Annotated in this window: 14 protein-coding genes; 8 read left to right on the top strand and 6 right to left on the bottom strand. The window is 66.3% G+C overall.

Annotation, left to right across the window (positions count from 1 at the left end; genetic code table 11):
• Positions 1-344, top strand: a 344-nt coding sequence (locus H6A07_RS03040; protein ID WP_204813349.1) for a Tex-like N-terminal domain-containing protein, incomplete at its 5' end; no start/stop codon positions are given.
• Positions 345-509: 165 nt separating this feature from the next.
• Here the strand turns inward: H6A07_RS03040 and H6A07_RS03035 are convergent.
• A complete protein-coding gene (locus H6A07_RS03035) occupies positions 510-1,220 on the bottom strand; it encodes an HNH endonuclease (protein WP_204813347.1) in 711 nt (236 codons plus the stop codon).
• Positions 1,221-1,615: 395 nt separating this feature from the next.
• On the opposite strand from H6A07_RS03035, the gene H6A07_RS03030 reads away from it, so the two are divergent.
• The 3 genes from H6A07_RS03030 (at position 1,616) to H6A07_RS03020 (ending at position 4,743) form a co-directional block, all read left to right on the top strand.
• Positions 1,616-3,772, top strand: coding sequence for a Tex family protein (locus H6A07_RS03030; RefSeq protein WP_204813344.1), 2,157 nt, complete (start codon positions 1,616-1,618; stop codon positions 3,770-3,772).
• Positions 3,773-3,860: 88 nt separating this feature from the next.
• A complete protein-coding gene (locus H6A07_RS03025) occupies positions 3,861-4,136 on the top strand; it encodes a LysO family transporter (protein ID WP_204813342.1) in 276 nt (91 codons plus the stop codon).
• Position 4,137: 1 nt separating this feature from the next.
• A complete protein-coding gene (locus H6A07_RS03020) occupies positions 4,138-4,743 on the top strand; it encodes a LysO family transporter (protein WP_204813340.1) in 606 nt (201 codons plus the stop codon).
• Between the two features lie 60 nt (positions 4,744-4,803).
• Here the strand turns inward: H6A07_RS03020 and H6A07_RS03015 are convergent, their stop codons facing one another.
• Positions 4,804-5,490: a YoaK family protein gene (locus H6A07_RS03015; protein WP_204813338.1), complete on the bottom strand. Its 687-nt coding sequence runs from the start codon at positions 5,488-5,490 to the stop codon at positions 4,804-4,806.
• 81 nt (positions 5,491-5,571) lie between these two features.
• Between H6A07_RS03015 and H6A07_RS03010 the strand changes: the two genes are divergently transcribed.
• Entirely contained in the window at positions 5,572-6,258 is a 687-nt protein-coding gene (locus H6A07_RS03010; RefSeq protein WP_239471010.1) for a class I SAM-dependent methyltransferase, read from the top strand.
• Between the two features lie 35 nt (positions 6,259-6,293).
• Here H6A07_RS03010 and H6A07_RS03005 read toward each other — a convergent pair whose 3' ends face one another.
• Both H6A07_RS03005 and bsh read right to left on the bottom strand, forming a co-directional pair.
• Complete coding sequence (locus H6A07_RS03005; RefSeq protein WP_239471009.1) at positions 6,294-8,015, bottom strand: MFS transporter; 1,722 nt, start codon at positions 8,013-8,015, stop codon at positions 6,294-6,296.
• A gap of 67 nt (positions 8,016-8,082) precedes the next feature.
• Positions 8,083-9,045 (bottom strand): choloylglycine hydrolase, encoded by a 963-nt coding sequence (gene bsh / locus H6A07_RS03000; protein WP_204813336.1) that lies wholly within the window; start codon positions 9,043-9,045, stop codon positions 8,083-8,085.
• A gap of 199 nt (positions 9,046-9,244) precedes the next feature.
• Here bsh and H6A07_RS02995 point away from each other — a divergent pair, with 199 nt between their 5' ends.
• A complete protein-coding gene (locus tag H6A07_RS02995; RefSeq protein WP_204813327.1) occupies positions 9,245-9,457 on the top strand; it encodes a hypothetical protein in 213 nt (70 codons plus the stop codon).
• Between the two features lie 61 nt (positions 9,458-9,518).
• Entirely contained in the window at positions 9,519-10,421 is a 903-nt protein-coding gene (locus tag H6A07_RS02990; protein WP_204813325.1) for a DUF5131 family protein, read from the top strand.
• Positions 10,422-10,457: 36 nt separating this feature from the next.
• On the opposite strand, the gene H6A07_RS02985 is transcribed toward H6A07_RS02990, so the two are convergent.
• Together H6A07_RS02985 and H6A07_RS02980 are read right to left on the bottom strand one after the other, a co-directional pair.
• Entirely contained in the window at positions 10,458-11,366 is a 909-nt protein-coding gene (locus H6A07_RS02985; protein WP_204813323.1) for an ROK family protein, read from the bottom strand.
• A gap of 26 nt (positions 11,367-11,392) precedes the next feature.
• Complete coding sequence (locus H6A07_RS02980) at positions 11,393-12,163, bottom strand: GntR family transcriptional regulator (RefSeq protein WP_204813321.1); 771 nt, start codon at positions 12,161-12,163, stop codon at positions 11,393-11,395.
• A 308-nt stretch (positions 12,164-12,471) separates the two neighbouring features.
• Here H6A07_RS02980 and H6A07_RS02975 point away from each other — a divergent pair, with 308 nt between their 5' ends.
• A complete protein-coding gene (locus H6A07_RS02975; protein ID WP_204813319.1) occupies positions 12,472-13,872 on the top strand; it encodes a glycoside hydrolase family 1 protein in 1,401 nt (466 codons plus the stop codon).
• Positions 13,873-13,913: the final 41 nt, after the last annotated feature.

Here is a 13,913-nt window from a genome sequence, read left to right as displayed (position 1 = left end):
GCTATGCTAGGTGGCTCTTGCACGCAACCGTTTGGAGCCACAGACACATGGACCTTATCGCCACGCTCGCAAGTGAGCTCAACCTCAGGCCGGAAGCCGTCGAAGCCGCAGTCAAGCTCATCGACGAGGGGAACACCATCCCCTTCATCGCGCGTTACCGCAACGGGCGGGCGGCTGTCGCCGGTGAGCGCGGCAATCTGGAGGAAAGGCCATCGAGGTCGCGTCACAACGCGTCTCAGCTGGTCTCGGGGCGTCGCGCCGAAGTGGACTTTGTGACGCAAAGAGGAACGGAATGTTTAGCCTGGATTTGCCTATGCATGAGAGAGCATGATTCTTTCGCGTGACGGCAGAGGACAGCATGGGGATGGCCGGGACCGCCGCTCTCCCGAGGCTCTCCCAAACGCATGTCCCAGCGAGAAAAAATCCGATCGGCCCCTGCTGGGCATAAGGCGGCAGATGCTGATAGCCTGCAGTGAATAAAAAAGTGCAGCCAATCCCTTGGCTCCTGGCTATCGGGCGCCCTTGCGACCATTGCATCTGTTGCAGAGGACCCTCAAATTTGAAGGCACGGTCTTGCCTCCCTTTGCGACGGGAATGATGTGATCAATCTGCAGGCCGACTTCATCCGGCATATACTTTCCGCAGATTTGGCAGGTGTAGTGATCGCGCTCCATGATTTGCTTTCGAAGCGCCTTGGTCATCAGTTTGCGCTGGCTTTTGCTGTGATATTCCTTCAGGGTGGCCTCAAAGCCAATTCTGGCAAGACGTTCGTGGCGGTCCACGAGCCATCCCCAGCTCACGTCCAGCTCAGAATCAGCGACAGACACCTTATAGGACGTTTTGACATAGTTGCGCTGCCTGTAACGCGTCTGGTCTCTTACGGTTATGAAGCGAAACGCTCTCTCATCGTCAAGGGCTTCTCGGTATTGTCTTGTGCGCCGCCCTTTGAGGGCGCACGTTTGTAGGTACTGCTCCTGCTCCGTTTTCCACCGCTCAATCTGGGTTGCGTGCCACTTTACCTCCTGCCAGTTGGCGCGGTTGCACAGGAACCGGTCGACGTAGTCGGCAATATCGACATTCCTTTTTCTGGAGACATCAAACGTGTGCGTGTAATTCGGATAGCGGAAGGGGTTTCGCAGGATTCGATAGGCAACAAAAATGAGGACAGCGAGCGCGACGAGGGAAACGATGGCCACAAATGCAAGTTCGTTCCGGTCCATAGATGGTCCCTTCGAACACCGCCGCCAGTTGTGCTGCATGAATCATAGCGCTCAATTTGCTGAGGGCGCTGGGGACGTTGGGCTTAGATTGCGGTTATAGAATCTCAGCCCCTTACGGCAGATGTACGATACGGGCTTTCTCGGAGCCTTTGAGGTCGGAACCTTTGCTGTGCTCGTCAGAATTCAGCGCCACCTGTTCCGGGACGTCTACAAGTTCTTCTCGCCCGCGTCTCTTCAAAACCTCACAGGTAGTGTTTCTCTCATAAAGAAATGGTTTGCGAGAATAACGGAAAGTCGTGAAAAGTCGTACCACCTATGAGGTTTGACGGGCGAGAAGAACGTCCGACCGCTATGCTAGGTGGCTCTTGCACGCAACCGTTTGGAGCCACAGACACATGGACCTTATCGCCACGCTCGCAAGTGAGCTCAACCTCAGGCCGGAAGCCGTCGAAGCCGCAGTCAAGCTCATCGACGAGGGGAACACCATCCCCTTCATCGCGCGCTACCGCAAGGAGGCCACGGGCGGGATGGACGACGTCGCCCTGCGCGCGCTCGACGAGCGCCTTGCCTACCTGCGCAACCTCGAGCAGCGCAAGGAGGACGTGCTCGTTCTCATCAACGCCCAGGGCAAGCTCACGCCCGAGCTCGAGGCGGAGATTCGCGCGGCCACGCAGCTCCAGCGCGTGGAGGACCTCTACAAGCCCTATCGCAAGAAGCGCATGACGCGTGCGCAGAAGGCGCGCGAGGCCGGCCTGGAGCCGCTTGCCAACATGATCTTCATGCAGGTGGCCACCAAGGGCTCCGCGCTCGACGAGGCGGCCCGCTTTGTGACGCCGGAGGCCGCCGAGGCGGGCTTTGACACGCCGGAGAAGGCGCTCGCCGGTGCGGCCGACATCGTGGCGGAGGTCGTGGCGGAGGACGCCGAGAACGTGGCCGACCTGCGCGCCTTCACGGAGGCAACGGCGGACGTCGTCTCCGCGGCGGTGAACGCCGACGAGAAGACCCCCTACGAGCCGTACTACGACTTCTCTGAGCCCGTCTCCAAGATACCCAACCACCGCGTGCTCGCCATCGACCGCGGCGAGCGCGAGGAGAAGCTCCGCGTGCGCGTCCGGGTGGACGAGGCGGCCGCGGTGGCGCGCCTGGCCGGGCGCTGGCCGCGCCGCCAGGGCGTCTTTGCGCCGGTCTTTGAGGCCGCCATCGCTGACGGCTACAAGCGCCTGATGGCGCCCTCGCTCGAGCGAGAGGTCCGCGCAAAGCTCACCGTGCGCGCCCAGACGGACGCCATCAAGGTCTTTGCCAAGAACCTCGAGGGACTGCTCTCCGCTCGCCCGGTGCGCGGCGCCCGCATCATCGCGCTCGACCCGGGCTATCGCACCGGCTGCAAGGTGGCGGTGCTGGACGAGACGGGCAAGCTGCTCGACCACGGGGTGGTCTATCCCACCAAGCCCCGTCATGATGTCGCGGGCACCAAGCGCACGCTGGCGCGCCTGGCCGAGAAGTACGCGATTAACACCATCGTCATCGGCAACGGCACGGCCAGCCGCGAGACCGAGGAGGTCGTCTCCGAGTTCATCGCCGAGTCCGCGCCGGAGCTGCGCTACACGATCGTCAACGAGGCGGGCGCCTCGGTGTACTCGGCGAGCGAGCTGGCCAGCCAGGAGTACCCGGACCTCGACGTCACCACGCGCGGCGCCATGAGCCTGGGGCGCCGCCTGCAGGACCCGCTCGCCGAGCTGGTGAAGATTCCGCCGCAGTCCATCGGCGTGGGCCAATACCAGCACGACCTCGACCAGACGGAGCTCGCCCGAGCCCTCGGCAACGTGGTGGAGGACGTGGTCAACCGCGTGGGCGTGGACGTGAACACCGCGAGCGCGAGCCTTCTGGGCTACGTCTCGGGCATCACGTCCGCGGTGGCCAAGAACATCGTGTCCTATCGAGAGGAGCGCGGCGCCTTCACCGACCGCCGACAGCTCAAGGACGTTCCCAAGCTCGGGCCCAAGGCCTTTGAGCAGTGTGCGGGCTTCCTGCGCATCGCTGGCGGCGTAAACCCGCTGGACGCAACGGCGGTGCACCCCGAGAGCTACGCGGTGGCGTCGGAGGTGCTGTGCCGGGCCGGCGTCACGGCCGACGAGCTCACGCGCGGCGGCGTGCCCGACATCGAGCGCCGCGTGGGCGGCGTGGGCGCGCTCGCGAGCGAGCTGGGCTGCGGTATGCTCACCCTCATCGACATCGTCGCCGAGCTCAAGAAGCCCGGTCGCGACCCGCGCGACGACGCTCCGGAGCCCGTCTTTAGCCGCGCGGCGCTCTCGATCGACGACCTGGAGCCCGGCATGGAGCTCACGGGCACCGTGCGCAACGTGGTTGACTTCGGCGCCTTTGTGGACGTGGGCGTCCACCAGGACGGGCTCGTGCATATCTCCAAGCTGGCCAGGCGCTTTGTCAAGCACCCGAGCGACGTGGTGAGCGTGGGGGACACGGTGAGGGTCTGGGTCGAGAAGGTCGATCGCGACCGCGGCAGGATCTCGCTCACGATGGTCCAGGGGAAGTAGGGCGCCGGCGAGCCTCTTGCGGCCAAGCCCTTCCGCTCGCGGCCGCGAGCGGCTACACCTCTGAGGGCGCCCGGAAGAGAGGGGAAGCATGCTGACGGTAGTGCTGATGTGCGCTGGCGCGCTGATCGGGAGGTTCCTGCTTCCGCCGTGGTGGGTGCGCGGCAACAGCCGCGTGCAGGCCGCGCTCACGGTCCTGCTCATCTTCACGATGGGCGTCTCCATCGGGCGGAACGACGACCTTTTCGGCGACCTCGGCTCCATCGGGCTTGACGGCGCCCTGTTCTGCCTCATTCCCATGGCGGCCTCCGTCGCGCTGGTCCACCTGCTCGCCCGTCGCGCGCTTGGCGTGGGCAAGGGGAGGTAGCGTGGTCCTTCTGGCCCTGGTCGCCCTGCTTGCCGGCGTTGCCTGCGGACTCTTTGGCGGGGAGCTCCCCGCTGTGGACGCGCTGCTCTCGTCGAGTGACCTCATCCTCAACCTGCTGATGATCTCGGTTGGGATGAGCATCGGCATGCAGCGCGGGATCGCGCGCAAGATCTGCCAGTACAACGTCAGGGCGCTCGTCATCCCCCTAGGCGTGACCATAGGCTCGGTCGCGGGCGGGGTGGCCTGCGCGCTCGTCACGGGCTACTCGCTCGCCGAGAGCATCTCCATCGCGGGCTGCATGGGCTGGTACAGCCTCGGCGGCGTCACCATCGGCGCGCTCTCGGGCGGGATGTACGGCGGCGTGGCGTTTCTCAGCAACCTCATGCGCGAGATGCTCTCGTTCTTCTGCATCCCGCTGCTCGCGCGCCACCTGAGCCCCGCCGCCTGCGTAGCGGCCGCCGGAGCCACGAGCGAGGACACCACCCTCCCCATGATGATGAAGTACACCGATGAGGAGAGCGTCGTCCTGTCGGTTCTCAACGGGGTCATCTGCTCGACGCTCGTGCCGGTGCTCATCTCGCTGAGCTATCAGGTGTTTGGCGGGTAGCGGCGGAGCGTCGGGCCAAAGGGGGCGGAGGATGCATGAGGAGTGAGGGGGTGCGCACGGCTAGGCCTCCGGAGTCCCCGCTGGGTCTGCGATGAAGCGCGTGGAGAGCAGGAAGAGCGCGCTTATCGCCAGGCAGGCAAACTTGCCCGCGACGCCGACGAGCAGGCTGCACGCCACGGCGCCCGCGCAGAACGAGGCCACGAGGGCGGCGTAGCGGGCGGATCGGTGCAGCTCGTGACGGTCGCCGCCCATCAGGCCGTCGTAGAGGGTCTCGCCTAGGGAGCGCAGGTTGCCGGTGCAGAAGACGCTTGAGTAGGCCGAGCGCGTGCCAAAGAGCCGGAAGTTCTCGTACGAGAGCGCGGCGCAGAAGGATATGAAGCTGTTGACCAGGAGGTCTGGGGCAGAGGACGGCAGCAGCGCGATGATCAGGAACGCCGCCGCCTCAAAGAGGGCGACCCAGCGCATCATCGGATGGCGCTCGCCGCCGTGGACGCTCGCGAGGATGTGCTTGGAGAGCACGATGCCCACTACAAAGGAGACGATGGGCACGAGATAGTGGCCCACGCCGGGCAGGTCGCCCGCAGCGAGGCGCATCCCCAGCAGCGCGACGTTTCCCGTCTGGCCGGTGGCAAAGACGTGCTCGTGCAGCAGATACGAGTACGCGTCCATGAAGCCGCCCGCGCAGATGACGGTGAGTCCCAGCCGCACGGGCACCTTGGCCCTCCCCGCTGCCTGTCCCTGGTCCATGAGCCCTCCCATGCTCGACTTTGCCCAAGCCGCGTGCCATCCTAGAACAATCCGACGCCCGTGCGGAGGGAGGCGAGGAAGTTGACGCATGCGACAGAGGTCGCCGCCGCGGCGGGGCTTGAGCTGCGGGAGGGCCCGGAGGGCCTGGCGCTCATCGGCGATGGCATGGAGCTGCGGGCCGATCTCTCGCGTCTGCTGCCGCGGCTGCGCCCGGACCGCCTGGGGCGGGAGCTGCTCGTGCGTGCGGCTCGGGTGCGCGGCGTCGAGAGGCCAACGGTCGTGGACGCCACGGCGGGCCTGGGGGAGGACTCGCTGCTTCTGGCGGCGGCGGGCTTCACGGTCACGATGTGCGAGAGGGACCCGGTGATCGCGGCGCTGCTGCGCGACTCGCTCGCGCGTGCGGCAGGCGATTCCCGGCTCGCGGGCACCGTCTCGCGTATGGAGCTCGTGGAGGGCGACGGCGCAGCCTTTCTGCGTGCGATGGATAAGGCACCTGACGTGGTGTTTCTTGACCCGATGTTTCCGGAGCGCACCAAGAGCGCGGCCGTGAAGAAGAAGTTCCAGCTTCTGCACCATCTGGAGCGCCCCTGCGAGGACGAGCGCGCGCTGCTCGACGCGGCGCTTGCCGCCCGTCCGCGCAAGGTCGTGATCAAGCGCCCGCCCAAGGGCCCGTGGCTCGCCGGGGCGAGGCCCAGCCATTCGATTGCGGGGAAGGCCGTGCGCTATGACGTAATCGCGCCCCCTACGAACGCTCCGAGGCATCCGTAGGGGGCGCTGGGCCCGCCTTGGCCGCTTTGGGTCACTCACTTGCGATTGCCCTGGGCTCTGCGACCTCTCGGGCACTTACCGTTGGAAGCCGCTCCGGGTGCCGGATTCTCCTTGTGGAGCGTCTTGATTGCCGGGGTGGTGAGAAGCCCCAGCAGCACGATGACGGCACCCACGCCGTAGGCGAGGCGCGTCGAGTCAAAGCGTGCCTGGGCCTCCAGGCCCACCAGCGTGGTGCGCTCGGCGTCGCTCATCTTGATGTCGGCGATCTCGTCCTCAAAGGCCGTGTTGCTGTTGAGGTTGATGGTGAGCTCGGAGACCTGTTGCGCCACGTCGGACGAGATGGAGGAGTCGGCGGCCATCTCGTTGCGCAAGGTGGAGCTGATGCCAAAGATGAGCACCGCGCCGAGCAGGGCCACGCCCAGGGCCTGGCCCACGTTGCGCATGGTGCTCTGGATGCCGCCGGACTGCGAGGCGTCGCGGTCGCTCACCGCGAGGGCGACCACGTTGCTCGCGTGGGACGAGACGGTTCCCGCGCCAACGCCGGCCATGAACGCGCCCAGGTAGACGCCCACGCGGCTCGCGCCATCCAGGGTCACCGAGAAGGCCATGATGCCCAACGCCGCCGCCATGGCCACGTAGCCCAGCTGAATCACGTGGCGCGGGTTGGCCCTGGGAAAGAGCTTGGGGATGCCGAGCGCCAGCGCGAAGGTGGGGACGCCAGTCGCGATGGAGATGGTCCCGACCTCAATGGGCGTCCAGTTGGCAACGAGCTGCAGGTAGGGAGCCATGAGAATGGACTGGGCGCCCATGAAGAAGAACATGAGCGCGTTGGCCACGAGGCCGGCGAGCACCTGTGGGGTGGTGATGAACGAGCGCGGGAGCACCACCAGGCCGTAGCGCCTCTCCTCCTTGCCTTCCACCACCACGAGCAGGGCGAGGACCACGATGCCCAGCGCAACGAGCGGAAGCGCCGGCGAGATGCCGAAGAGGGTGAATGGGGCGGTGCGCAGCGGCTCGATGAGGCCCCACGTCGAGATGCTCGAGAGGCCGATGAGCACGAAGAAGAAGCCCGACGCCGCGAGCGCCACGCCAATGGCGTCGAAGTGGGACTTCTCGTGCGGCTGCTCGATCTTGGACAGGCCCAGCGAGAGGGCGGCCACGCCGACGAAATAGGCGGCGAGCACAAAGAAGGTGACGCGCATCCCCGCCGTCTGCATGACGACGCCCAGGACGAGCGGAAGCACGGCCGAGAGGCCGGACGCGGCGCCGATGCAGCCAAAGGCGACGGTGCGGTTGGAGCCGTGGTAGATGAAGGGGATGATGCCGAGAAGGGACGGGATGAGGAAGCTCGCCCCCAGTCCCACGAGCACGCGGCCAACCCAGATGAAGACCGTCATGTTGGGGGAGAGCGCCAGCGCGACCTCGCCCACGGCCGCGAGCGACGCGCCGATGCGGAAGGTCTTTCGCCAGCCGATGAGGGTGCCGGCGAGGCCGCCCGCGATCATGAACGAGCCGCCCACCAGCGGGTAGATCATGTTGGCGAGCTGGATGTCAGAGGTGGTCGCCCCGAGGTCGGCCGTCAGGGCCGTCGCGGCGAGCGAGAGCGCCCCGTTGTCGCCGGTGGCGCCCATTTGGGCAAGGATGAGAATGACGATGGGCAGCACGAGGAACTTCTCGCGCGTGCCAGGCGCCGGCGCGGCCGCGGGCGATGCCGCCGCCGCACGGGCGGATGAGGGTGCAGGGGTCGTGCGCGTCATGAGCGCTCCCTTCGCCCGGGCGCGAGGCCCGGGACTTGGCAGATGGGGTATGGGGCCTCACGGACGCCTAGGCGGCGGTTGCGACGAACGGCGCGGTGCCGGTGAGGTCGCAGGCGGAGAGCGGGTAGGCGCGGATGGCGGGGTCGTCGTAGGTGGCGTGGTAGTAGGTCAGCGTACTGGCGGAGAAGCAGCTGGTGTAGAGGGTCTTCTCGTAGGCGCCGTTGCCCATCTTGGCCACGCCGTCGGGTACCGCGGCCGCGCCGAGCGTGCGGAAGAGACGCGTCACGTTGGCCTTCTCGCCGTCCTGAACGGGGTAGTGCGCGTTCACGAACGCCGCCCGCACAAAGCGCGCCGGGCCGCCATAATCGCCGGGCAGACCCTGGACGCCCACGCCCGAGCCAAACGGCCTGAGCTCGGCGCGGTCCCAGCTGGCGGACGCGGGCAGGCCGTCGTTGAGCATGAGGTAGTTGCGCAGGTTCTGACGGTGCCAGCCAAAGTCGGGCTCGTTGGTGAGCACGTCGACGTCGTCCCCCCAGACGCGCAGGCCGTCGGCCATGCACTCGACCACCAGGCTGCCGGTGGCGTCGCCGACGAGCCAGTGGAGGTTGGCCACCGGCAGCTGCTCGTTCACGGGCTTGGCCACCACGGTCACGTGCGGCAGCGCCGCCCGCAGCTCCTCGAGCGTCGAGAAGTTCCGCGTGACCCAGTAGGGAAACTCATAGGCGGCGACGTTGGTGGTGCCGTCCACGGCGTCGGGGGCGTAGTGCGCGCTCTGCGGGAAGTTGAGGCCCGCGACCGCCAGGCCGGCATCGTTGCCGCAGTCAAAGTAGAGCGGAATGCCCGCCACGACGATGCCCATGCCCATCACGGCGTGGCCGCTCGCAAGATCCCCGGGGCGCTCAAAGGCTGCGGGGACCCTCGTCGCCGGGGGCGTCACAACCACCTGCTCCCCGTAGCCCTGGGTCCAGTCCAGGTTCCGTCCAAAGTACATGGCGCCGTTCTTGTCGTTGAAGCGGATGCCCGTACACATAGGGCCGCTCCCTTCTTGTCGGCGGCGGGGCCGCAGGCGCTTGTGGGGAAGATGAAGTCCTTGTATCCAAAAAGGGGAGAAAAAATCGGTAAATGGCAAATTTGCTAGGCAAACGGTGGGATAAACCATCGTAAACGGGCATCTAAGATGGAGCAGGGAGACATGTCGTCCGTATAATGTGCGCAGGAGGGGGGGCGCGATGGGCTTCTCGATAGACGAGGCGGCCCGCGAGTTCGCCGCGCGGGCGGGCCTGGAGCTGCGTCGCCGCGACGACGAGGCCGGGCTGCTCGGCGCCGCGCTCGCCGCGCGCCCGCGCAAGGTCGTGGTGAAGCGCCTGCCCAAGGGCCCGTGGCTCGCGGGCGTCAGGCCGAGCTATCAGGTTCGGGGCAAGGCCATCCGCTGCGTTGTGTAGCGGCCGGCGGAGGGCCCTCGTGCTACCCTAGGAACGTGCGTTCCTGTAGGGGGTGCGAGGCGTGCACGACATCTGGAACCCGTGGCACGGGTGCCGCAAGGCGAGCGAGGGCTGCACCAACTGCTACATGTTCACGATGGACCGCTGGCGCGGGCTGGACGGCTCCGTCGTGCGGCGCAACAAGGCGACCTTCCGCTACCCGCTGTCCCGATCGCGCGACGGCTCGTTCAAGGTGCGCCCCGGCGAGCTCATTCGCGTGTGCATGACCTCGGACTTCCTCGTGGAGGAGGCGGACGCCTGGCGCGACGAGGCCTGGGACGTCATGCGCCAGCGTCCCGACGTGCGCTTCTGGTTGCTCGCCAAGCGCCCGGAGCGCTTTGCCGCGTGCCTCCCGGACGACTGGGGCGAGGGCTGGGACAACGTCATGCTCAACGTCACCTGCGAGAACCAGCGCCGTGCCGATGAGCGAATCGCGATCCTGCTTGCCACGCCGGCGCGCCACAAGGGCATCATGTGCGCCCCGCTCATCGGGCGGGTGGACATAGAGACGTACCTGGAACTCGGCGAGCGCGGCGGGGACGGCGTGCGCGGGTGCGGCATCGAGCAGGTCATTTGCGGCGGCGAGAACTACGAGGGCGCCCGTCCGTGCGACTTCGACTGGGTGCGTCTGCTCGCGGCACAGTGCCGCGAGCACGACGTGACGTTCGCGTTCACCGAGACGGGCACGATCTTCGTGAAGGACGGGCGGACCTATCGCCTGCGCGACCACCGGCTCCAGTCCGAGCAGGCGTTCAGGTCCGGCGTGAGCATTGTCGGCCGGCCGATCGAGTGGCGCCTGCGCGACGCGCTCGGCCTGCCGATTCCCTCCGAGGAGCTCTACCAGCCTCGCTTTCGCGAGCGCTGCGAGACGTGCGGGCAGCGTCTCATCTGCAACGGCTGCTCCGATTGCGGTCGCTGCGCGTGAGCCAAAAGGGGACAGACCCCTTTTGGCTCACGCGCGTCAGCGCGACTGCTCCATGGCGAGGAAGTGCTCGTAGGCGCCGATGAGGTTGGCGTCGTTGAAGAAGCGGCACGCCACGATGTCCGTCTCGGGGAAGGCGTTGTCGAACGAGGCGTTGAAGCGTCGGTGCGCGTCTCTCACACCCTCCACGAAGAGCGGGTTCTGGCTGATGCCGCCGCCGAGGCAGACACGCTCGGGGTCGAGCCAGCACTGGATGTTGTGAATCTGCAGGGCAATCTCGTCGCACACCCGATTGAACACGCTGGCGACGGCCTCGTCCCCGCCCTCGAGCCAGCCGAAGAGCTGCCGCCCGTCGCAGCCGTCGATCCCCTTCGCTTGGGCAACGCGCTCGCATAGGGACTTCGTCGAGCAGGCAGACGACCAGAGCTGATCACTTGTGATGGGGTCCCTGGGGTCCTCGGGCCAGGAGGTGAGGACCTTCGATGCCTCACCGGCAAAGAGGTGCGCCCCCCGCAGGACCTTGCCGCCGGCGATAACCCCGCCACCGATTCCCGTCCCGAACGCGAGCACCACGCCGCAGTCGACGCCCCGCAGGTTGCCACGAGAGAGCTCGGCAATCGCCGAGCAGCGCGCGTCGTTCTCGACTTCGATCGTGAGGCCAAAGCGCCTCTCCCACTCCGTCACGTCGACGCCGTAGTTGTAGAGCAGCGCCCCGCCCGTCCGAATGTACTTCTGGCGCGCATCGATCTCCCCGGGCATGGAGAGGGCCAGACCCTCGACGTCTCCCATGCGCTCAAGGATGCCCTCGATGGTCTCGAGGAATGCCTCGGGGTCGTGGCTTTCCCCGTCGGGAGTGGGCACCTGCCCCTTACCCTCGATATCCGTACCGCATATGGTGCAGTACTTGATCGCGGAGCCACCTACGTCGAGAACCGCCAGCCTCTTCATGTCTTTCTCCTGCCTTCGCCTGCTGCCTATATGACGTTCACGTCGCGCAGCTCGGAGCGCATGCCGTTGCTGCGTGCGACGGAGAACTCGAAGGGCGTTCCGTCGTCGAGGAAGCCGACCTGGGAGATCTCGAGCAGGGGGGTGCCCGCGTCGAGCCGCAGGCGCCCGGCCTCCTCCTCGGTCGCGCCCACGGCGCGGATGATGCGGTGGAAGCTCGAGATCTTGAGCCCGAGCGTGTCCTGGACGAACGAGTAGACGGAGTGGTAGAGCTGGTCGCGCTTGAGGCCGGGCGTTACGTCGATCGGCATGTAGGTGTACTCAATCGTAATTGGGTCGTCCTCAAGGCAGCGCACCCGGCAGAAGTAGTAGGTGAAGTCGTCGGGGGAGATGCTCAGGTGCCGCGCGACGCTCTCGGGCGGGTTCGTGACCGAGAAGTCGTAGACCACCGAGCTCACGCTCCTCCCGCGCGCGCTGTGCGAGGCGGTGAAGCCGATCGGCTGGTCGGGCCTGGTGAACCCGAACGTGTCCTCCCGCGTGCCGTCCTCGCCCACGAGCAGCGGGTCGACGCCCCCCGTGTCGAAGAGCTCCGTGGTGTTCTTCACGTAGGTGCCCGACCCGCGCTTGCTCGCGATGAGGCCCTTCTCGGTGAGGATCTCGAAGGCGCGCTTGACGGTGATCTTGCTCACGCCGTAGCGGTCGCAGAGGTCCACGACCGTCGGTAGCTTGTCGTTGGGCACGAGGTCGCCGTCCTCGATGCGGCTCTGGATGTCCTGGGCAATCGTCTCGTACTTGAGCATGGCGGCCTCCCTCGTGCTTTCTGTGGTTCTCGGCGCTCACCGCGAACGGTCTATTTTTGGCCGCGAACGGTTTGCTTTGGCGGTCAGGCAAGAGGGCGCGGGTTCGTGCGCGTTGCGCCCCGTCGGGCTGGTCGGCTGCAAAACCCCAGCTCATCGACGTGGTTCTCGTCTGACGTAATCCATTATCTTCCTTTGTTCCCGTCTTTGTCTCCAATAAATCCGCTACATAGAGAAAATAAGAGCGCTACAATTCAACTAACAAAGCGCGACAAAGGGCCGCGCAGGACGACCAAGGAAACGGAGGCGTTATGGCAGAACTGATCCTGCCCAAGAGCTTCTTCTTCGGGGCGGCGATGTCCGGCCCGCAGACGGAAGGGGGCTGGAACGTAGGCGGCAAGCTTGAGAACGTGTGGGACACCTGGTCCAACGAGGACATCGAGGCGTTCTACAACCGCGTGGGCTCCTACGTGGGCAACGACTTCATGCACCACTACAAGGAGGACCTTGCCATCCTCAAGGGCCTCGGGCTCGACAGCTTCCGCACGTCGATTCAGTGGAGCCGCCTGCTCGATGCCGACGGCAACATCAACCCAGAGGGCGCGGCCTGGTACCACGAGCTCTTCCGTGCGGCGCGCGAGGAGGGGCTCGAGCCCTTCGTGACCCTCTACCACTTCGACCTCCCCACCTTCCTCTTCCGCCGCGGCGGCTGGGAGAGCCGCGAGACCTGCGAGGCGTACGCCAACTACGTCGAGAAGGCGCTTCACGAGTTCGGCAAGGAGATTCGGTACTGGTTCACGTTCAACGAGCCGAGCGTCGAGCCTGAGAACCGCTACTGGCACGGTGGCTGGTACCCGCAGCACCACAGCTTCCGCGAGGCCGTGGTGGCGCAGTACAACATCTCGATCGCGCACGCGCTCGGCGTCGCCCGCTACCGCGCGGCGCGCGAGGAGGGCGCGCTCCGTCCGGACGCGCGGATTGGCATCGTGTGCAACTTCAGCCCCTCCTACACCAAGGAGGACCCGAGCGAGGCCGACCTCGAGGCGCTGCGCATGAACGACGGCCTCACCACGCGCTGGTGGCTCGACCTCGCGACCAAGGGCAGCCTGCCCGCGGACGTGCTCGAGACCCTCGCCCGCCTCGGGACGCCGGCTCCGGTGCGTCCCGGCGACGAGGAGGTCCTGCGCTCGGGCGTCGTGGACTGGCTCGGCTGCAACTACTACCAGCCCTGCCGCGTGCAGGCGCCGACCCGCGATCATGACGAGTGGGGCAACCCGCTCTTCGCCGAGCCCTACGTCTGGCCCGAGCGCGTCATGAACGAGAGCCGCGGCTGGGAGATCTACCCCAAGGGCATCTACGACTTCGGCATGAAGTGCCGTGACGAGTACCCCGACCTCGAGTGGTTCGTGTCCGAGAACGGCATCGGTATCGAGGGCGAGTACAAGAACCGCGACGAGAGCGGCCAGATCCAGGACGACTACCGCGTCGACTTCGTGCGCGACCACCTCTCCTGGATCGCCCGTGCGATCAACGACGGCGCCAAGTGCCGCGGCTACCACTACTGGGGCCTCATTGACAACTGGTCCTGGGCAAACGCCTTCAAGAACCGCTATGGCTTCGTCGAGGTCGACCTCATGGAGAACTACGAGCGCAGGCCCAAGAAATCAGCCGCTTGGCTCAAGGAGGTCACCACGACGCACGTGGTGAAGTAGGTCCTTGGTCCGGATCGGGAGGAACGGTCCCGGGCTCCCTC

Source organism: Olsenella uli (assembly GCF_016899935.1).
Taxonomy (GTDB): Bacteria; Actinomycetota; Coriobacteriia; order Coriobacteriales; family Atopobiaceae; genus Thermophilibacter; species Thermophilibacter uli_B.
This window is presented reverse-complemented; position numbering and strand designations above follow the sequence as displayed.

What these genes read in the sequence shown, in the direction of transcription:
- H6A07_RS03035 (WP_204813347.1), bottom strand. Translation starts at nt 1,220, where the DNA reads ATGGACCGGAACGAACTTGCATTTGTGGCCATCGTTTCCCTCGTCGCG.
- H6A07_RS03030 (WP_204813344.1), top strand. Translation starts at nt 1,616, where the DNA reads ATGGACCTTATCGCCACGCTCGCAAGTGAGCTCAACCTCAGGCCGGAA.
- H6A07_RS03025 (WP_204813342.1), top strand. Translation starts at nt 3,861, where the DNA reads ATGCTGACGGTAGTGCTGATGTGCGCTGGCGCGCTGATCGGGAGGTTC.
- H6A07_RS03015 (WP_204813338.1), bottom strand. Translation starts at nt 5,490, where the DNA reads ATGGACCAGGGACAGGCAGCGGGGAGGGCCAAGGTGCCCGTGCGGCTG.
- H6A07_RS03005 (WP_239471009.1), bottom strand. Translation starts at nt 8,015, where the DNA reads ATGACGCGCACGACCCCTGCACCCTCATCCGCCCGTGCGGCGGCGGCA.
- bsh (WP_204813336.1), bottom strand. Translation starts at nt 9,045, where the DNA reads ATGTGTACGGGCATCCGCTTCAACGACAAGAACGGCGCCATGTACTTT.
- H6A07_RS02995 (WP_204813327.1), top strand. Translation starts at nt 9,245, where the DNA reads ATGGGCTTCTCGATAGACGAGGCGGCCCGCGAGTTCGCCGCGCGGGCG.
- H6A07_RS02985 (WP_204813323.1), bottom strand. Translation starts at nt 11,366, where the DNA reads ATGAAGAGGCTGGCGGTTCTCGACGTAGGTGGCTCCGCGATCAAGTAC.
- H6A07_RS02980 (WP_204813321.1), bottom strand. Translation starts at nt 12,163, where the DNA reads ATGCTCAAGTACGAGACGATTGCCCAGGACATCCAGAGCCGCATCGAG.
- H6A07_RS02975 (WP_204813319.1), top strand. Translation starts at nt 12,472, where the DNA reads ATGGCAGAACTGATCCTGCCCAAGAGCTTCTTCTTCGGGGCGGCGATG.